This is a genomic window from Erythrobacter sp. HA7-11 (genome assembly GCF_055693605.1).
Window position 1 is genome coordinate 2,000,774 of sequence record NZ_JBVFUF010000002.1, and the last position, 16,568, is coordinate 2,017,341.

Genomic DNA, 16,568 nt, shown 5'->3' on the forward strand with positions numbered 1-16,568 from the left:
TGGGTCATAGCTGCGCTTGCCCTAGCTTCCCGTTCCTCTAAGGGGAAGCCGCATGAGCGAATTGCCGCCCTTGATCCTCGGAATTGAATCGAGCTGCGATGAGACGGCGGTGGCGCTGGTGCGTGGTGATCGGGTGATTTTGGCCGAGCGGATTGCAAGCCAGGAAGCCGAGCACGCCCCCTATGGCGGGGTCGTTCCCGAGATAGCCGCGCGCGCGCATGCCGACCGGCTCGCGCCCATGATCCAAGCGGTTTTGGATGATGCGGACATGTCTTTAGACGACGTCGATGCGATTGCGGCGACCGCCGGTCCCGGACTGATTGGCGGAGTGATGGTCGGGCTGGTCAGCGCAAAGGCGCTGGCGATGTCATCGGGCAAGCCGCTGATGGCGATCAACCATCTGGAAGGCCATGCGCTATCGCCCCGCCTCGCCGACGCTGAATTGGGCTTTCCCTATCTGCTACTGCTCGTCTCCGGAGGGCACTGCCAGATCTTGCTGGTCGAAGATGTCGGCGAGTATCGCCGCCTCGCGACCACGATCGACGATGCATTGGGCGAAGCCTTTGACAAGACTGCCAAGATCCTCGGGCTTGGCTATCCCGGCGGGCCAAAGGTCGAGAAGCTCGCGCTCGATGGTGATGCCAGCGCAGTGCCACTGCCGCGCCCGCTGAAGGGATCGAAAGAGCCTCATTTCTCCTTTGCCGGCCTAAAAAGCGCGGTGCTGCGCGCAGTCGAAGGCGGAGAATATGCACCTGCAGACATAGCCGCCAGTTTCCAGGCCGCCGCAATTGACTGCCTGATCGACCGGCTCGGCCACGCACTAACACGTATCGAAACGCCGCCTGCGCTGGTCATTGCTGGCGGGGTTGCGGCAAATAAAGCGGTGCGCAGCGCGCTTGAAGGCTTTGCCGATACCCACCAAATGACATTTACCGCGCCACCATTAGCGCTGTGTACAGACAATGCCGCGATGATCGCCTGGGCGGGGTGTGAGCGGTACGCAACCGGTCAGTCCGATCCGCTCGATTTCAAGGCGCGGCCGCGTTGGCCGCTTGATCCCGACGCGGACACGGTTCGCGGGGCAGGAGTGAAAGCATAATGCATGAAACAGTGGGCGTAATCGGCGCAGGCGCGTGGGGCACAGCCCTCGCGCAAATGCTCAGCCTCGACGGGCGCGATGTCATTTTGTGGTCGTACGAAGCCGAAGTCGCCGAGGCGATAAATTCCGAGCATCGCAACCCGCTTTACCTGCCATCAGCCACGCTCTCGCCGAGCATCCGCGCGACGAGCGATCTCGGCGAATTGGCGACACTCGACACGGTGCTTGTGGTAACCCCGGCACAAGTTCTGGGCACCGTCCTGACCCAATTGCCGAACGACCCGCGCGATCTCGTGCTGTGTTCCAAAGGCATTGACGCCAAGACCGGTCAGCTGATGAACCATGTTGCGAAAAGCGCCTGCCCGGGTAGCGAGATTGCAGTCCTATCCGGCCCGACCTTCGCGCATGAAGTTGCAGACGGCCTGCCCACCGCAGTCACGCTCGCATGCAGTGGCGGCAACGAGCAATGGGAGCGGCTGTCTCCGGCAATCGCGCGTGAGACCTTCCGACCTTATTACAGCGACGATGTGACCGGCGCGGAAATCGGCGGGTCGATCAAGAACGTGCTCGCTATCGCGTGCGGCGTGGTTGACGGGCTTGCGCTCGGTCAAAACGCCCGCGCTGCGCTGATCGCACGAGGCTATGCCGAAATGCTGCGCTTTGGCGATGCACTTGGAGCGCGAGCAGAAACGCTCGCCGGGCTGTGTGGCCTCGGCGATCTGGTGCTCACCTGCTCCTCGACCTCCAGCCGCAATTTCTCGCTCGGCAAGGCGCTTGGCGAAGGGCAACCTGCAACAGACCTCATGTCTGACCGGCGCACAGTTGCCGAGGGCGCGCACACCGCACCCGTGCTTAAAAAACTGGCCGAGGATCACGGCATCGCCATGCCGATCGTTGTCGCGGTGAATGAAATCCTCGCGGGGGAAAGTCCGCGTGCGGTGGTCGCCAGCCTGCTCGCCCGTCCGCTAAAGGCGGAGCAAGACACCGGCACCAGGAACGCGAACGCTTGAGCCAAACGCCAGACCAACCTCCTCCGCCAACCGGTGGAGCGTCTGTCGCACCCGCCTCTGGCGGTGACGACATGGCGACGCTCGCTAAGGGTGGGCGTACCAATGCGATGGGCTTCTTCATCCGCCTGCTCGGCGGCATCCCCTTCCTGTTTATTGGATACCGGCTTTACGGTGTGGACGAGATGGGGCGCTTTGCCGCCGCCTTCGTCATTATCGAGATTTTCGCGCTGATCTGCGCATTGGGTGAGAAGCGCGGGCTCGCACAGCGCTTGACCGAAGGAGCCGAGGAGGACGGGCAAAAGCGCGTTAATCTTGTGTTCGACGGAATGCTCACCTCGCTGCTGTTCTCTTTGGCGGCCTGCGCTATCCTGGTGATCTTTCCCGTGATCATCTTTCCGAGCGGGACGAATAGCGACGTCGACATGTGGATGATCGCCTCGATTCCCGCGTTTGCGCTCACTGAAATTCTGCTCGCGGCCCAAGCCTATAAGTACGATATCGCGACCACCGTGCGCGCGCGCGCCATTGTCGAGCCGTGGACCAAGTCGATCGCGGTGGGGGCATTTTTCTATCTGCCGCTGCTGATACCAGGCAGCGAGTGGCTGCGCGAAGGCGGCCTCGCACTCGCTTTTATCGCCGCGATTTACGCCGCGCTTCTGACCGCGCTGATCGCGTTCTTACGGACCTATGGAATGCCCAAAGCCTGGCGCCCTCGCCCCAATTATCTCAGCAAGATGACCGCGCGCGCGCTGCCGCTGATCGGGGCGGATGTGATCGAGCGCGGCACGCGCCTGCTCGATGTATTCCTGATTGGGCAATCCGCCTCAGCCGCGACCGTGGGCATCTACTTCTTCGCGAAGGAAGTGGTCAGCATCCCGCAAAAGCTCAAAACCAGTTTCGAACCGATCCTCTCGCCGGTGATCACCAAGAATTTGAAGATCGGCAATATGGAAGCGATTGCCTCGCAAGTACGACAGGTGGGCTTCTGGATCATCGCTTTGCAGGCCGGCATTGCGCTTGCGCTGGCAATACCGGGCGAAGCAGTGATGGGGCTTGGCGGGCCGGCAATTGTTGGCGGCACAGGCGCGCTGGCGATCCTGCTGGCAGCCGAAGTGATTGCATCGATGGCGGTAGTGTCGGAAAGCGTCCTGGTATATATTGCGCGCAAGCGGAATTTCGCGATCTCGGTCGGCGTGATCGCGCTTCAAGGCGCGCTCACTATTGGCTTTATCCTGCTCGCTGATCACCTTGGCCTTGGTGAAGGCTATAAGGCAGCAGGCGCAGCGCTTGCCCTGTTTGTCGCGCTGGGCGTCTCCAGTCTGGTGAAAGCACTGGTGCTCAAGACGTTGCTTAAAGCCTCGGTGAGCAATTGGCGTTGGGCCTTAGTCTATGCGACGGCGCCGGCTGTTGTCGTCGGCTTCATCTTCACGCTGCTGCCCGAATGGGTCGAGCTGATTTTCGGCATTCCGGCGATCCTTGCGACTTACGGCTTTGTGATCTGGAAGCGCGGTTTTGGCGACGAAGATCGGATGCTGTTCCGCAAATCCAGCAAATAGGCAGGACTGAAAAACCGTCTAAAGCCGGTTGGAATCGCGCTCGTCCCGCTGCTATGCGCCTGTCGATGCTTTTTACATCTGAGGATCTGAAATGACGCCTGAATTCTTCGAGGCCAACTGGCCGTTTATCCTGATCGTAGCATTGGTCGTTCTGGTGCTGGCGTTCTTCTGGCTGGCAGGAAGGCGCACGACCTCCGTTGTGACAACTGACAAGAAGGATGTGCTGGATGAAGGCGCATCGCCAGCAGCGCGCAATCAGGCGCTGATCGACGCCCCCAGCGCGGTTGCGAAGGATGTCGGCGTTACCTCGGCCAATGCGAATTCCGACATAATCGCCGCTGCGGGCGCAACCGCCGATGCTGAAGCGGGCGCGAGCGTTGCCCCGCTGATCAAGGAAGACCCCGTGCCAACCAATGTGGGCGAAACGCCTGTTCCGAGCCGCACCAGAGCCTGCCCCTGTGAAGGCGCCGAGCAGCGATGGTGATGACCTGACCGTGATCAAGGGTCTGGGGCCAAAGCTTGCAGGCCTGCTCAACGGCATGGGCGTGACCACCTATGCGCAGATCGCAGGCTGGGACGATGCCGAGATCGACCGCGTTGACGAGCAACTTGATCGCTTCAAAGGACGCATCCGTCGCGACAATTGGGTGGAGCAGGCGAAACTGCTCGCCGCGGGCGATGAAACCGGCTTTGCCGCAAGGTTCGGCCAAAACGGATGAAATAAAGGGATCTTTTTTCCTTCATCTGTGTTACTAAGATAGTTGACGCGAGGGGAAAGAGCATGAAACCTGCAAGAATTCTGGTTGCCGAAGACGAGCGGATAATCGCCTTCGATCTGTGTGACACGGTCGAAGAGGCGGGCTTTGAAGTCGCTGGGCCGCATGGAGATATCTCCTCGGCGATGCTCTCCTTTCAAAAGGAAAAGCCCGATCTCGCGATTCTCGACGTGAAGCTCGACGATGGGATCGTCTATCCGCTGGCAGAAAAGCTCGCGAACGAAGATGTACCGATCATCTTCCATTCGGGTCAGTTCACACGCGACGAGGTAGAAAAGCGTTTTCCGGATGCGACCACGCTGACGAAGCCGTGCCCGCCTAATGAAATGCTGCAGACGGTGAACAAGGTTCTCGAGAAACAGTGACACGCCGGGCCCGCGAAACGCGCCCTGACCCAGCCTTTGAAACCGCAATCAAGCGCTTCCCTCGCGCTTCGCCTTGGCCTATCCCTCTGACAAGAGAGATGGAGAGCACTAAGTGAGCCAAGAGCTGTTTCCCGTTCCGCAAGACTGGGCCAATTCCGCGAAGTTCGATGATGCCAAATACCAAGCGCATTATGCACGCTCGATCAGTGATCCGGATGGCTTTTGGCGCGGGGAAGCGCAGCGGATCGATTGGATTGCCCCATTCGAAACGGTCAAAGACGTAAGCTACGACAAGGAAGATTTCCGCATCGGTTGGTTCCTTGGCGGAAAGCTCAACATTTGCGCCAATGCGCTCGATCGGCATTTGGAGACCCACGGTGACACGCCCGCGATCATCTGGGAGCCGGACCATCCCGATACCCCCGTACCGCACCCTCACCTATCGCAATCTGCACCGCGAGGTTTGCAAGTTCGCCAATGCCTTAAAATCGCAAGGCGTTGTAAAGGGCGATCGCGTCACGATCTATCTGCCGATGGTGCCCGAAGCAGCCATCGCCATGCTCGCCTGTGCGCGGATCGGCGCGGTGCATTCGGTGGTGTTTGCGGGCTTCAGCCCCGATGCACTCGCGGGCCGGATCGAGGATTGCCAATCTGACATCGTCATCACCGCGGATGAAGGTCTGCGCGGCGGCAAACCCATCCCGCTAAAGGCCAATGTCGATGCCGCGCTTGAGAAAGCGCGGTGCAAAACCGTCATCATGCTCAAGCATACCGGCTCGGATGTCGGCTTTGTCGAAGGCCGCGATCTTTGGTGGCATGACGTCACAGCCGATGCCTCGCCAAAGTGCGAACCAGAAGTGATGGACGCGGAAGACCCGCTCTTCATCCTCTACACGTCCGGCTCCACCGGAAAGCCGAAGGGCGTGCTCCATACGACCGGCGGCTATGCCGTGTGGACCAGCATGACTCATGAATATGTGTTCGATTATAGACCGGGCCAAATCTACTGGTGCGCCGCCGATGTCGGCTGGGTCACCGGCCACTCCTACGTCACTTACGGTCCGCTAATGAACGGTGCCACTCAAGTTATGTTTGAGGGCGTGCCCAACTATCCCGATTTCAGCCGGTTCTGGCAGGTCATCGACAAGCACAAAGTCGAGATCTTCTACGCCGCGCCAACGGCCCTGCGCGCGCTGATGCGCGAAGGCGATGAGTGGGTAACCAAGACCGACCGCTCTTCGCTCCGTCTGCTCGGGAGCGTGGGTGAGCCGATCAACCCTGAGGCGTGGGACTGGTATCACCGCGTTATCGGGGAACGTCGCTGCCCCATCGTCGACACATGGTGGCAGACCGAAACGGGCGGCGCGATGATCACGCCACTGCCCGGCGCAACCGCCCTGAAGCCCGGAAGCGCCACGCGTCCGATGTTCGGCGTCCAGCCCGCGCTGGTCGATCCGGAAAAAGGCACCATGCTCGACGAAGCGACCTCCGGCGCGCTTGTCATCACCGACAGCTGGCCCGGCCAGATGCGCACCGTCTATGGCGATCACCAGCGCTTCTTCGACACCTATTTCAGCCAATATCCCGGCTATTATTTCACCGGCGATGGCTGCCGCCGCGATGAGGATGGTTATTACTGGATTACCGGGCGGATCGACGATGTGATCAATGTCTCCGGCCACCGCATGGGTACCGCCGAGGTTGAAAGCGCGCTGGTCGAACATGCGCTCGTGGCAGAGGCGGCGGTCGTCGGAATGCCGCACGATGTGAAGGGTCAAGGCATCTACGCCTATGTCACCACCAATGCAGGCACGGACGACAGCGAGCAGTTGCGCAAGGAGCTGATCCAATGGGTGCGCAAGGAAATCGGACCGATTGCAACGCCAGATGTGCTGCAATTCGCGCCCGGCCTGCCCAAGACGCGTTCGGGCAAAATCATGCGCCGGATCCTGCGCAAGATCGCGGAAAATGATATGTCGAACCTTGGCGACACATCGACCCTCGCCGATCCAAGTGTAGTCGATGATCTGGTGGCGAACAGGCCCGCGACCTAACGCCCAAGCTTGGGGTTGAAACCCGCACACAACACTGCGACATACGCCGCCGATAGTTTCAGGAGTAACCAAATGAACGCCCCTCATAAAATCACGCAGTCGCCTGGCGGCATGGCTCCGTTCAATTGGGAAGACCCGTTCGATCTCGAAAGCCAGCTGACCGAAGACGAGCGGATGATCCGCGACACCGCAAACGCATTCGCGCAGAGCGAATTGCAGCCGCGCGTGATCGACGCTTTTCGCGATGAGGTTGATGCACCTGAGCTGTTCCCGCTGATGGGTCAGGCGGGCCTGCTCGGCGCGACCATCCCCGAAGAGTATGGCGGGGTTGGTGCCAGCTATGTCGCCTATGGCCTGATCGCGCGCGAGATCGAGCGCGTCGATAGCGGTTACCGATCCATGGCTTCGGTCCAGTCGAGCCTCGTGATGCACCCGATCTATGCCTATGGCTCGGAAGAGCAGCGCAAGAAGTATCTCCCCGGACTCGCTTCGGGCGAGCTCATCGGCTGTTTTGGCCTGACAGAGCCTGACGCGGGCAGCGACCCTGCCGGCATGAAAACCATCGCGAAAAAGGATGGCGATGGATACCGCATCAGCGGCTCGAAGACGTGGATCTCCAACTCACCTTTCGCCGATGTCTTTGTCGTCTGGGCCAAGAGCGAAGAGCATGGCGGCGGCATTCGCGGCTTCATCCTTGAGAAAGGCATGGAGGGGCTTTCCGCGCCCAAGATCGAAGGCAAGATTTCGCTGCGCGCATCGACAACCGGCATGATCATGATGGATGATGTGAAGCTGCCAGCGGACGCTTTGCTGCCCGATGTGCAGGGTCTGAAAGGTCCATTCGGATGCCTCAACCGGGCGCGCTATGGCATCAGCTGGGGCAGCATGGGCGCGGCGGAGTTCTGCATGCACGCCGCGCGGCAATATGGCCTCGATCGCAAGCAATTCGGTAGGCCACTTGCGGCAACGCAGCTGTTCCAGAAGAAGCTTGCAGACATGATGAGCGACATTGCGCTGGGGCTTCAAGCGTCCTTGCGCGTTGGTCGCCTTATGGATGAAGGGCGGTTCGCGCCCGATATGATCTCGATCGTAAAGCGCAACAATGTCGGCAAGGCTTTGGACATCGCTCGCCAAGCGCGCGACATGCATGGCGGGAATGGCATTTCGGAAGAGTATCAGGTGATCCGCCATGCTGTGAACCTTGAGACGGTGAACACCTATGAAGGCACGCATGATGTTCATGCGCTGATCCTTGGCCGTGCGATCACCGGCATTGCGGCGTTTGGATGAGGAAATTCTGTCCTATACGCTGCCCCGGAGCCATAGAGACGGAATGACTATGTCGCCCGCCTCTATCTCTGGCCCAATTTTTGGGCGATTTTGGGTGCGGAAAGAAAACACGCAGGACCGTGTAACATGCAATCCACGTGTTGCGTATGTGAGACGAACCGAGCCTCGGGAGTCCCGCCTATGAAACTCTATGGCTACTACCGCAGCTCGACCAGCTACCGCCTGCGCATCGCGCTGGAGCTGAAAGGCATTGCGTTCGACAACGTGCCGGTCGACTTGCTCAAGACCGAGCAGAAGGACGAGGCCTTCACCGCGCGCAACCCGTTCGGCTCTGTGCCAATGCTGGAGGCAGATGGCCGCGACCGCGCGCAGTCGATGGCGCTGCTCGAATGGCTGGACGAGGCCTATCCGGAGAGGCCGCTGCTGCCTGCCGACATCGAGGATCGCTACACCGTGCGCGAGCTCACCTATGCGATCGCGACCGAGCTACACGCTCCGCTCAATCTGCCGGTGCTGAAGTACCTCAAGAACGAATATGGCAAGTCGCAGGACGAAGTCGAGACGTGGTATCGCCACTGGCTCGCGCGCACGCTGGAGCCAGTCGAAGCTCGGCTTGCGCAGATCGAAACAGGCGACTTCTTGCTTGATACGCCCGGCCTTTTCGAGGTTGTACTGATGCCTCAGGTCTACAATGCGCGGCGGTTCAAATACGATGTCAATGCGCATCCGCACATGGCGCGGATCGAAGCCGCGTGCCTTGCGTTACCTGAGTTCCAGCGTGCGCATCCTGACAATCAATCCGAAGCCTTGGAGGCAAACACATGAAGCTCGCCACACTCAACGATGGCACACGTGACGGCAAGCTCGTCGTCGTCTCAAAGGACCTTACACGCTGCTGCGCCGCAGGCTACATCGCGCCAACCATGCAGGCCGCGCTTGACAATTGGGAGCGGATCGCTCCCCAATTGGAGGTGCTCGCCACGGATGTGGAGCATCAGACCGTTCCGTGCGAGCGGTTCCACGAACGCGAGGCGCATTCGCCCCTGCCGCGTGCCTATCAATGGGCCGATGGCAGCGCCTATATCAACCACGTCGAGCTGGTGCGCAAAGCGCGCAATGCAGAGGTGCCCGACAGCTTCTACCACGATCCGCTGATGTATCAGGGCGGCTCTGACACCTTCCTGCCTCCGCGCGCAGACATCCCGCTGGGCGATGTCGCTTGGGGCTGCGATATGGAGGGCGAGGTTGCTGTGATCACCGACGATGTGCCGATGGGCGTCTCAGCGGAGGACGCGGCGGGACACATCAAGTTGGTGATGCTGGTCAATGACGTGTCCCTGCGCGGCTTGATCCCCGGCGAGCTTGCCAAGGGTTTCGGCTTCTTCCAGTCCAAGCCTTCCAGCGCCTTCTCACCCGTCGCAGTTACGCCAGACGAGCTGGGCGATGCATGGAAGGATAGCCTCGTCCACCTGCCGCTGATGGTCGACTACAACGGGGAGGCGTTTGGCCGCGCAGAAGCTGGCGAGGATGCAACCTTTAACCTCGCTGAGCTGGTCGCTCATGCCGCCAAGACCCGCAATCTAGGCGCTGGCGCGATCGTTGGTTCGGGCACGGTCTCGAACAAGGGCGCGGATGGCGGCCCCGGCAAACCGGTCAGCGAAGGTGGGCTCGGCTATAGCTGCATCGCTGAAATCCGCATGATCGAGACGATCGCCAATGGCGAAGCATCGACCCGCTTCATGCAGCCTGGCGATAGCGTGAAAATCGAGATGCGGGACAAGGACAACCACTCGATCTTCGGCGCGATTGAACAGAACGTGGTTGCTGTCTGATCAAACCTCGATGGGCTTGAATGCCGTGTCGTGATCACCGGTGTTCGGCGTTCCCTCGGCATCCATCACTAGCAGCTTGACCTCGCCTTCACGTGCACAAGGCCGGTGTTCCGTTCCTTTGGGAACGACTATCAAATCGCCCTGACTAAGGCGTTCCGTCCGGTCGCGAAACTCCATATCGAGCGTGCCCTCAATAACGAGGAACAGCTCATCTGTGTCGTCATGCTTGTGCCAATGAAACTCGCCTTTCACCTTGGCTAGGCGGACCTCATTGCCGTTGTAGCGCGCGACGAGACGTGGCGCCCAGTGCTCGTCGAACAGCGCGAACTTGTCAGTCAGGTTAACCTTGGAAATCATCAGTACACTACCACACTGCGGATGCTTTCGCCTGCATGCATCAGGTCGAAGCCCTTATTGATCTCCTCCAGTGTCAGCCTGTGCGTGATCATCGGGTCGATCGCGATTTTGCCGTTCATATACCAGTCGACGATTTTGGGCACATCGGTCCGCCCTTTCGCCCCACCAAAGGCCGTGCCACGCCAATTGCGTCCGGTTACCAGCTGGAACGGGCGGGTGGAAATCTCGCGGCCAGCCTCAGCCACACCGATGATGATCGACGTGCCCCAGCCCTTGTGACAGCATTCGAGCGCATCGCGCATCACTTCGGTGTTGCCGGTGCAATCGAAAGAATAATCCGCGCCGCCATCCAGCATCTCGACCAGGTGCCCGACCACATCCTTGGTCTCGCGCGGATTGACGAAGTCGGTCATCCCGAACTTCTCGCCCCACTCGCTCTTTGACGGGTTGATATCAACGCCGACGATCCGATCAGCGCCCGCCATTTTCGCGCCCTGGATTACATTGAGCCCAATCCCGCCGAGTCCGAACACCACCACGTTGTCACCCGGCTGAACCTGCGCGGTGTTGGTCACCGCCCCCACTCCAGTCGTCACTCCGCAGCCGACATAGCACGCGCTTTCAAACGGAGCGTCAGTGCGGATTTTAGCCACCGCAATCTCGGGCAAAACCGTGAAGTTCGAGAAGGTTGAACAGCCCATGTAGTGATAAATCGTCTCGCCCTTGTAGCTAAAGCGAGAGGTGCCATCGGGCATCAGGCCCTTACCCTGCGTTTCGCGGATCGCGCTGCACAGATTGGTCTTGCCCGACAGGCACATTTTGCACTGGCGGCATTCGGGCGTGTAGAGCGGGATCACATGATCGCCCGGCGCAACCGAAGTGACGCCCGCGCCCACTTCGCGCACGATCCCGGCACCTTCATGGCCGAGAATGCTCGGAAAAAGCCCTTCGCTGTCCAGCCCGTCAAGCGTGTAGGCATCGGTGTGGCAAATGCCGGTCGCCATGATCTCGACCAGCACCTCGCCAGACTTCGGGCCTTCGAGATCAAGCTCGACAATCTCGAGCGGCTGTTTGGCCTCGAATGCAACGGCGGCACGGGTCTTCATCAGGCGTCTTCCTCAATTCGCTTAGAATGGAGGGCAACACCAGTGCGGCGCGCGCGTCAAGCAATCATGCCGAAGGGCGAGCCTTAGTCGCGCCGTTTGTCGTCGATCATCGCGACCATGCCGTGATTGACGTCGCGGTGCTCGGCCTCGTCGGCGCGCACAGCGATAATCACGTCACGAAGGCGCGCATCGCTCGGCAACTGCCAGTAGTCGATGGCGATCTGCGGCGCGGGCACATTCTCATGTCGTCCAGCGTCGACCTCGGCCAAGTATTGAGTGTAGCTGATCACCGCTTCCTCTTCGAAGTATCCGACCACGCGGTGCGCAGTGCGCGGCGCGAAAAGATAAAGCCAGAAGTAGCAATTGTAGAACACGAGTTGCACTGCAACGATCAGAGCGCGCTCAAACCGGCTTGGGTCGGCGATCTTAATAAAAGTCATCAGATGCATTCGCTCATTCTCCGCTTCATCGAGCAGAGTGCGGATCCAGCCCTCATCATCGCGCATGTAGCGCAGCGCCTTCAGGTGGAGCCAAAGCCCGCCGACCATGCCGGGGACAGCAGCGACAGTCTCAAGCACGACTGCACGGTGGCCGTAGCGCTTCGCAAAGAAGGTATCGGCGAAAAAGCGCAGCAATTTAACGAATGCAAAAGCGATCCTATCGCTCTTCGTCTTCGGCTCGACATGAGCGGTTAGATCAATCCTGTGATTGACCTGCCGAACCAGCGGTTTGGTGTCGATATGCTGCATGTGACAACTCCACTTATGCACCGTGATTGATCTTCGAATGCCGCGCGTGCGGCCTCACTCGATCAACGCATAAATGGCAGCCTCGATCCCCCAGCGGAATCAGATTCGAAGCAGTATATGTTCTGTTTTATGCAACCGTGCAAAAAGCTCTAAAAACCAAGGCTTTCAGCGACAGCCTCGTTGACAATTTTGCCCTTATGCACGTTCAAACCGGGCGCGAGATGCGGATCGAGTTCGCACGCGGCAATCCCGTGCTTCGCCAGCGCTAGTCCGAACGGCAAAGTCGCGTTGTTGAGCGCATAGCTTGAGGTGTGCGGAACCGAGCCGGGCATATTGGCGACGCAATAGTGAATGACGTCATCGACCAGATAGGTCGGGACATCATGCGTAGTCGGTTTGGAAGTCTCGAAACAGCCGCCTTGGTCAATCGCCACATCGACCAGAACAGCGCGGTGTTGCATCAAGGAAAGCATTTCGCGGGTGATCAGTCGCGGAGCGCTCGCGCCGGGAACCAAAACCGCCCCGATCACGATATCGGCATCGGTGATCGCATCTTCGATCGTTCCTGCGTTCGAGTATCGCGTGGTGGCGCGGCCCTGGAACATATCGTCCAGCTCGCGGATGCGAGGCAGCGAACGGTCTAGGATCTCGACATTCGCGCCCAGACCCACCGCCATGCGAGCCGCTTGCGTGCCGACAACGCCGCCGCCGATCACAACCACCTTTGCCGGAAGCACACCGGGCACACCGCCCATCAGAATGCCGCGTCCGCCATTCTGCTTGTGGCTCGCCTGCGCGCTCGCTTCGATGGACAGGCGGCCCGCCACCTCGCTCATTGGGGCGAGCAGCGGGAGAGAACCGTCAGGAGCCGTCACCGTCTCATAGGCGACCGCTGAGACGCCCGCCTCCATCAGCCCGCGGGCCTGGTCGGGATCGGGGGCAAGATGCAGATAGGTGAACAGGATCTGGTCTTCACGCAGCTGCACCCATTCATTGGGTTGCGGTTCTTTCACCTTCACCACCATCTCGGCCTTGGCGAAAACTTCCTCAGCCGTGTCGACGATCTGAACGCCAATCGCGCGGTAATCATCGTCCGTCTTGCTGATGCCCAACCCAGCGCCGCTTTCGAGCATGACCTGATGGCCGCGACTGATATATTCGCGCGCCGCCTCTGGTGTGAGGCCCACACGGTATTCGTGGGTTTTGATTTCTTTGGGGACGCCGACAAGCATGCCTAACTCCATGGGCAAATGGGAGGTGAATTCGCGACTCGTTTTATGCGATGCGCAACAAAGTTACAATCGAAACAAATATGCTTGCCATCACTCATGCGCTTTGGTGAGAAGGCTCGGAAGCCTCGTACCGCACATCATCAGGAGACCCGTCATGACCGCTTACCCAACATTGAAGATGCTGATCGGCGGCGAATGGATCAGTGACGGCGGTGATGGCTCGTTTCCTGTCAGCAATCCCGCGACTGAGGCAGAAATCGGCGATTGCCCAAAAGTCTCAAGCGAGCAACTTGATGGTGTAGTTGCGGCCGCCGATGAAGCGTTTCCGAAATGGGCAGCGACCCCCGGTGCGGAACGGCACAAGATCTTGCGGCGCGCCGCCGATCTGCTGCGCGGGCGAGCGCCCGAAATCTCGCGGATTATGACGATCGAAGTCGGCAAGCCACTCGCGCAAGCCTCTGGCGAGATCATGAACGCTGCAGAGATCATCGATTTCATGGGGGAAGAGGCCAAGCGACAAGGCGGACGCCTAGTGCCCGTCCGTGGTAGCCATCTTCTGCAACAACGCGTGACGCAAGAACCGATCGGCCCGGCTGCGCTGTTCACGCCATGGAACTTCCCCGTCAACTTGCCCGCCAAGAAGATTGCAGGCGCATTGGCGGCAGGGTGCTCATGCATCTTGAAACCCGCCGAGACGACACCCGGCTGCGCGCAGATGCTGGTCGAATGCTTTGTCGAAGCAGGCGTGCCGGCGGGCGCCATCAATCTGGTCTATGGCGATCCGGCGAAGATATCCGAGCACCTCATCACTGCTAACGCGATGCGCAAAGTGAGCTTCACCGGCTCGACTGCGGTCGGCAAGCAACTGGGCGCTATGGCCGCGAAAGGCCTCAAGCGCTTTACTGCAGAGCTTGGCGGACATGCGCCGGTTGTCATTGGAGAAAGCGCGGATTTCGAGCGCACAGTGGCGGCTTGCGCGACGACTAAGTTCCGCAATGCTGGGCAAGTCTGCGTATCGCCAACGCGTTTCCTGGTTGCGCGGGGGATCTATGACCGGTTTGTGAGCGAGTTCGCCGCCTATGCGAGCGGCCTCAAGGTGGGCGATGCCAGCGCTGATGACAGCGTCGATATGGGACCGCTCGCCCATGCCGGCCGGGTCGCCGCGATGCAGGACTTGATGGGGGCGCTCGGCGGCCAAAAGGGCGAAATTGTCACAGGCGGTTCGGCTCCAGACGGCCCAGGCCATTTCTTCAGCCCGACGGTCGTTGCTGGCCCTTCACCTGACAGCCGATTGATGACGGAGGAACCGTTCGGCCCGGTCGCGGGGATTGTCCCTTATGACGATATCGAAGAGGCTGTGCGGATCGCGAATTCGTTGCGCTATGGCCTCGCGGCCTATGCTTTCACGGCAGATCTCGATGAGAGCCATTACCTGGGCAACGCATTGCGAGCCGGAATGGTCGCGATCAATCACTTCGCCGTTGGTTCTCCCGAAACGCCATTTGGCGGGATCGGCGATAGCGGATTTGGTTCTGAAAGCGGCGTAGAAGGTTATCTCGGTTATACCGAGACCAAGCTAGTAACGGTCGCCAAGTCGGGCGCTTGAGCTAAAGTGGGATGACTTTCGAAAGGACGCGAGCAAATGGACCTTTCGATTCCATCGGCTGGATGCGGTACGTATCGCGCGCGGCGCGATGCTTCGTCTTTCTGCTGAACAGTCCGGCCCATGCAGTCTGGGCCACTCGACCTGATAGTCGGTATCTCCATGCGTCGCTTCCCCGTGGTGGGCTCTTATGGCCCGATTCGCATATTCTGGTTAATTAAGTGATATCACCAATGGTGTGGAAAACTGAGTCCAAATTTCACACTTTGATTTGACGGTACGAATTGAGCACTCGCTTCAGAGTGGCAAGCGAGCGAATCTCACAGACAATAGTAAGTGCCGCTTGCGTCCTTAAGCGGTCCTCTGCACTCCTGCCGCGCGGACATCCTTAAGCGTGGGATAGCCATTCACCGCCATCAGCAAATCGGCCTCGGCTAAGATTGACCGCAGGACAAACTCTGCGCCTTTCGCTCCTCCGAGCGCCAAACCATACGTGTAGGGCCGCCCTACTCCAACCGCAGTTGCACCCAATGCCAACGCCTTCACCGCGTCTGTGCCGGACCGAATGCCGCTGTCGAACAGCACAGGCACGTCGCCAGCGGCCTTCACTACGTCTTCAAGCAAGTCGATTGTCGCGATTCCGCCATTGGCCTGCCTGCCGCCATGGTTCGAGCAATAGATCCCGTCTGCACCTGTATCGACGGCCTTCTTGGCGTCATGAGGATGACAGATGCCTTTGAGCACGATTGGCAGCTTGGTGACCGATTTGAGCCACTTCATGTCCTCCCACGTCAGCACCTGCCCGAAAGTCGCCGCCCAAGTAAGGATCGCAGTCTGCGGGTCTTCTTCAGGGGTCTTCTGCAGCAGCGAGCGGAACACCGGATCGCAGAAGTAATTGTGCAGAACCTTGCCGCGCAATTGCGGGAAATTTGACGCGTTGAGATCGCGCGGACGCCAGCCGGTGACCCAGGTGTCGAGTGTTACCACCAGCGCCTTGTACCCGGCCGCCTCAGCGCGCCCGATCAGGCTCTCCGCCAGCCCTTTGTGCCGCGGCGTATAAAGCTGGAAGAAGGCAGGCGTGTCGCCGCAAGCCTCATGCACGTCCTCCATGCTGTCATTGGCGAGCGTTGAGGCGCAGAGCGGAACGCCGGTCGCGGCAGAGGCCTGCGCGGCGGCAATGTCTCCATGCTTGTCCTGCGTCGCTTCGCCGGTCAGGCCGATGGGAGCCATAAACAGCGGGGTTGGCAGCTTTAGTCCAAACAGGTCGATCGACAGATCGCGCTCCTGCGTATCGACCATCATACGCGGGATCATACCCCAATGATGGAACGCGGAAGAATTGGTGTCCTGCGTGTGCTCGTCGCCGCAGCCGCCCGCGACATAATTCGTCATCGACGGGCCGAGCGCTTCGTGCGCGCGCTTTTCGAGCGTAGCAAAGTCGACCGGAAATTCGGGCAGAACGCCTTGCAATCCGGCGTTGTAAATCTCGTTTTGCATCGCCCCGAAATAACTCATGCCCGCCTCTCTCCCATTGATCGC

At 59.8% G+C, this 16,568-nt stretch carries 15 protein-coding genes and 1 pseudogene; 11 read left to right on the forward strand and 5 right to left on the reverse strand.

The features are described from left to right. Window positions 1-52 precede the first annotated feature (52 nt). The 10 genes and pseudogenes from tsaD to ACZ1GU_RS10395 all read left to right on the forward strand — a co-directional run bounded on the left by tsaD (window position 53) and on the right by ACZ1GU_RS10395 (window position 9,982). Window positions 53-1,099: a tRNA (adenosine(37)-N6)-threonylcarbamoyltransferase complex transferase subunit TsaD gene (gene tsaD, locus ACZ1GU_RS10350; RefSeq protein WP_472647914.1), complete on the forward strand. Its 1,047-nt coding sequence runs from the start codon at window positions 53-55 to the stop codon at window positions 1,097-1,099. Then, on the forward strand, window positions 1,099-2,109 hold the full coding sequence (locus tag ACZ1GU_RS10355) for an NAD(P)H-dependent glycerol-3-phosphate dehydrogenase (protein WP_472647915.1): 1,011 nt from the start codon (window positions 1,099-1,101) through the stop codon (window positions 2,107-2,109). The genes tsaD and ACZ1GU_RS10355 overlap by 1 nt, the downstream gene beginning before the upstream one ends. A gap of 71 nt (window positions 2,110-2,180) precedes the next feature. Then, entirely contained in the window at window positions 2,181-3,665 is a 1,485-nt protein-coding gene (locus ACZ1GU_RS10360; RefSeq protein ID WP_472648759.1) for a lipopolysaccharide biosynthesis protein, read from the forward strand. A 91-nt stretch (window positions 3,666-3,756) separates the two neighbouring features. Beyond that, window positions 3,757-4,149 (forward strand): hypothetical protein, encoded by a 393-nt coding sequence (locus ACZ1GU_RS10365; protein ID WP_472647916.1) that lies wholly within the window; start codon window positions 3,757-3,759, stop codon window positions 4,147-4,149. Continuing rightward, window positions 4,124-4,384, forward strand: coding sequence for a hypothetical protein (locus tag ACZ1GU_RS10370; protein WP_472647917.1), 261 nt, complete (start codon window positions 4,124-4,126; stop codon window positions 4,382-4,384). The genes ACZ1GU_RS10365 and ACZ1GU_RS10370 overlap by 26 nt, the downstream gene beginning before the upstream one ends. Before the next feature lie 62 nt (window positions 4,385-4,446). Next, on the forward strand, window positions 4,447-4,806 hold the full coding sequence (locus tag ACZ1GU_RS10375) for a response regulator (RefSeq protein ID WP_472647918.1): 360 nt from the start codon (window positions 4,447-4,449) through the stop codon (window positions 4,804-4,806). A 112-nt stretch (window positions 4,807-4,918) separates the two neighbouring features. Continuing rightward, window positions 4,919-6,860 (forward strand): annotated as a pseudogene (gene acs / locus ACZ1GU_RS10380) (acetate--CoA ligase). 111 nt (window positions 6,861-6,971) lie between these two features. After that, window positions 6,972-8,150 (forward strand): acyl-CoA dehydrogenase, encoded by a 1,179-nt coding sequence (locus tag ACZ1GU_RS10385; RefSeq protein ID WP_472648760.1) that lies wholly within the window; start codon window positions 6,972-6,974, stop codon window positions 8,148-8,150. 180 nt (window positions 8,151-8,330) lie between these two features. Further along, on the forward strand, window positions 8,331-8,975 hold the full coding sequence (maiA, locus tag ACZ1GU_RS10390) for a maleylacetoacetate isomerase (protein WP_472647919.1): 645 nt from the start codon (window positions 8,331-8,333) through the stop codon (window positions 8,973-8,975). Further along, on the forward strand, window positions 8,972-9,982 hold the full coding sequence (locus ACZ1GU_RS10395) for a fumarylacetoacetate hydrolase family protein (protein ID WP_472647920.1): 1,011 nt from the start codon (window positions 8,972-8,974) through the stop codon (window positions 9,980-9,982). The genes maiA and ACZ1GU_RS10395 overlap by 4 nt, the downstream gene beginning before the upstream one ends. Here the strand turns inward: ACZ1GU_RS10395 and ACZ1GU_RS10400 are convergent, their stop codons facing one another. From ACZ1GU_RS10400 to ald, 4 genes are all read right to left on the reverse strand, one after another. Further along, entirely contained in the window at window positions 9,983-10,339 is a 357-nt protein-coding gene (locus ACZ1GU_RS10400) for a cupin domain-containing protein (RefSeq protein WP_472647921.1), read from the reverse strand. Then, a complete protein-coding gene (locus ACZ1GU_RS10405) occupies window positions 10,339-11,445 on the reverse strand; it encodes an S-(hydroxymethyl)glutathione dehydrogenase/class III alcohol dehydrogenase (protein WP_472647922.1) in 1,107 nt (368 codons plus the stop codon). Before ACZ1GU_RS10405 ends, ACZ1GU_RS10400 begins: the two co-directional genes overlap by 1 nt. An 83-nt stretch (window positions 11,446-11,528) precedes the next feature. Then, a complete protein-coding gene (locus ACZ1GU_RS10410; protein WP_472647923.1) occupies window positions 11,529-12,194 on the reverse strand; it encodes an alternative oxidase in 666 nt (221 codons plus the stop codon). Between the two features lie 149 nt (window positions 12,195-12,343). Then, a complete protein-coding gene (gene ald, locus ACZ1GU_RS10415) occupies window positions 12,344-13,426 on the reverse strand; it encodes an alanine dehydrogenase (RefSeq protein WP_472647924.1) in 1,083 nt (360 codons plus the stop codon). 154 nt (window positions 13,427-13,580) lie between these two features. On the opposite strand from ald, the gene ACZ1GU_RS10420 reads away from it, so the two are divergent. Further along, entirely contained in the window at window positions 13,581-15,032 is a 1,452-nt protein-coding gene (locus ACZ1GU_RS10420; RefSeq protein ID WP_472647925.1) for an NAD-dependent succinate-semialdehyde dehydrogenase, read from the forward strand. A 348-nt stretch (window positions 15,033-15,380) separates the two neighbouring features. On the opposite strand, the gene ACZ1GU_RS10425 is transcribed toward ACZ1GU_RS10420, so the two are convergent. Beyond that, entirely contained in the window at window positions 15,381-16,544 is a 1,164-nt protein-coding gene (locus ACZ1GU_RS10425) for an alpha-hydroxy-acid oxidizing protein (RefSeq protein WP_472647926.1), read from the reverse strand. Window positions 16,545-16,568: the final 24 nt, after the last annotated feature.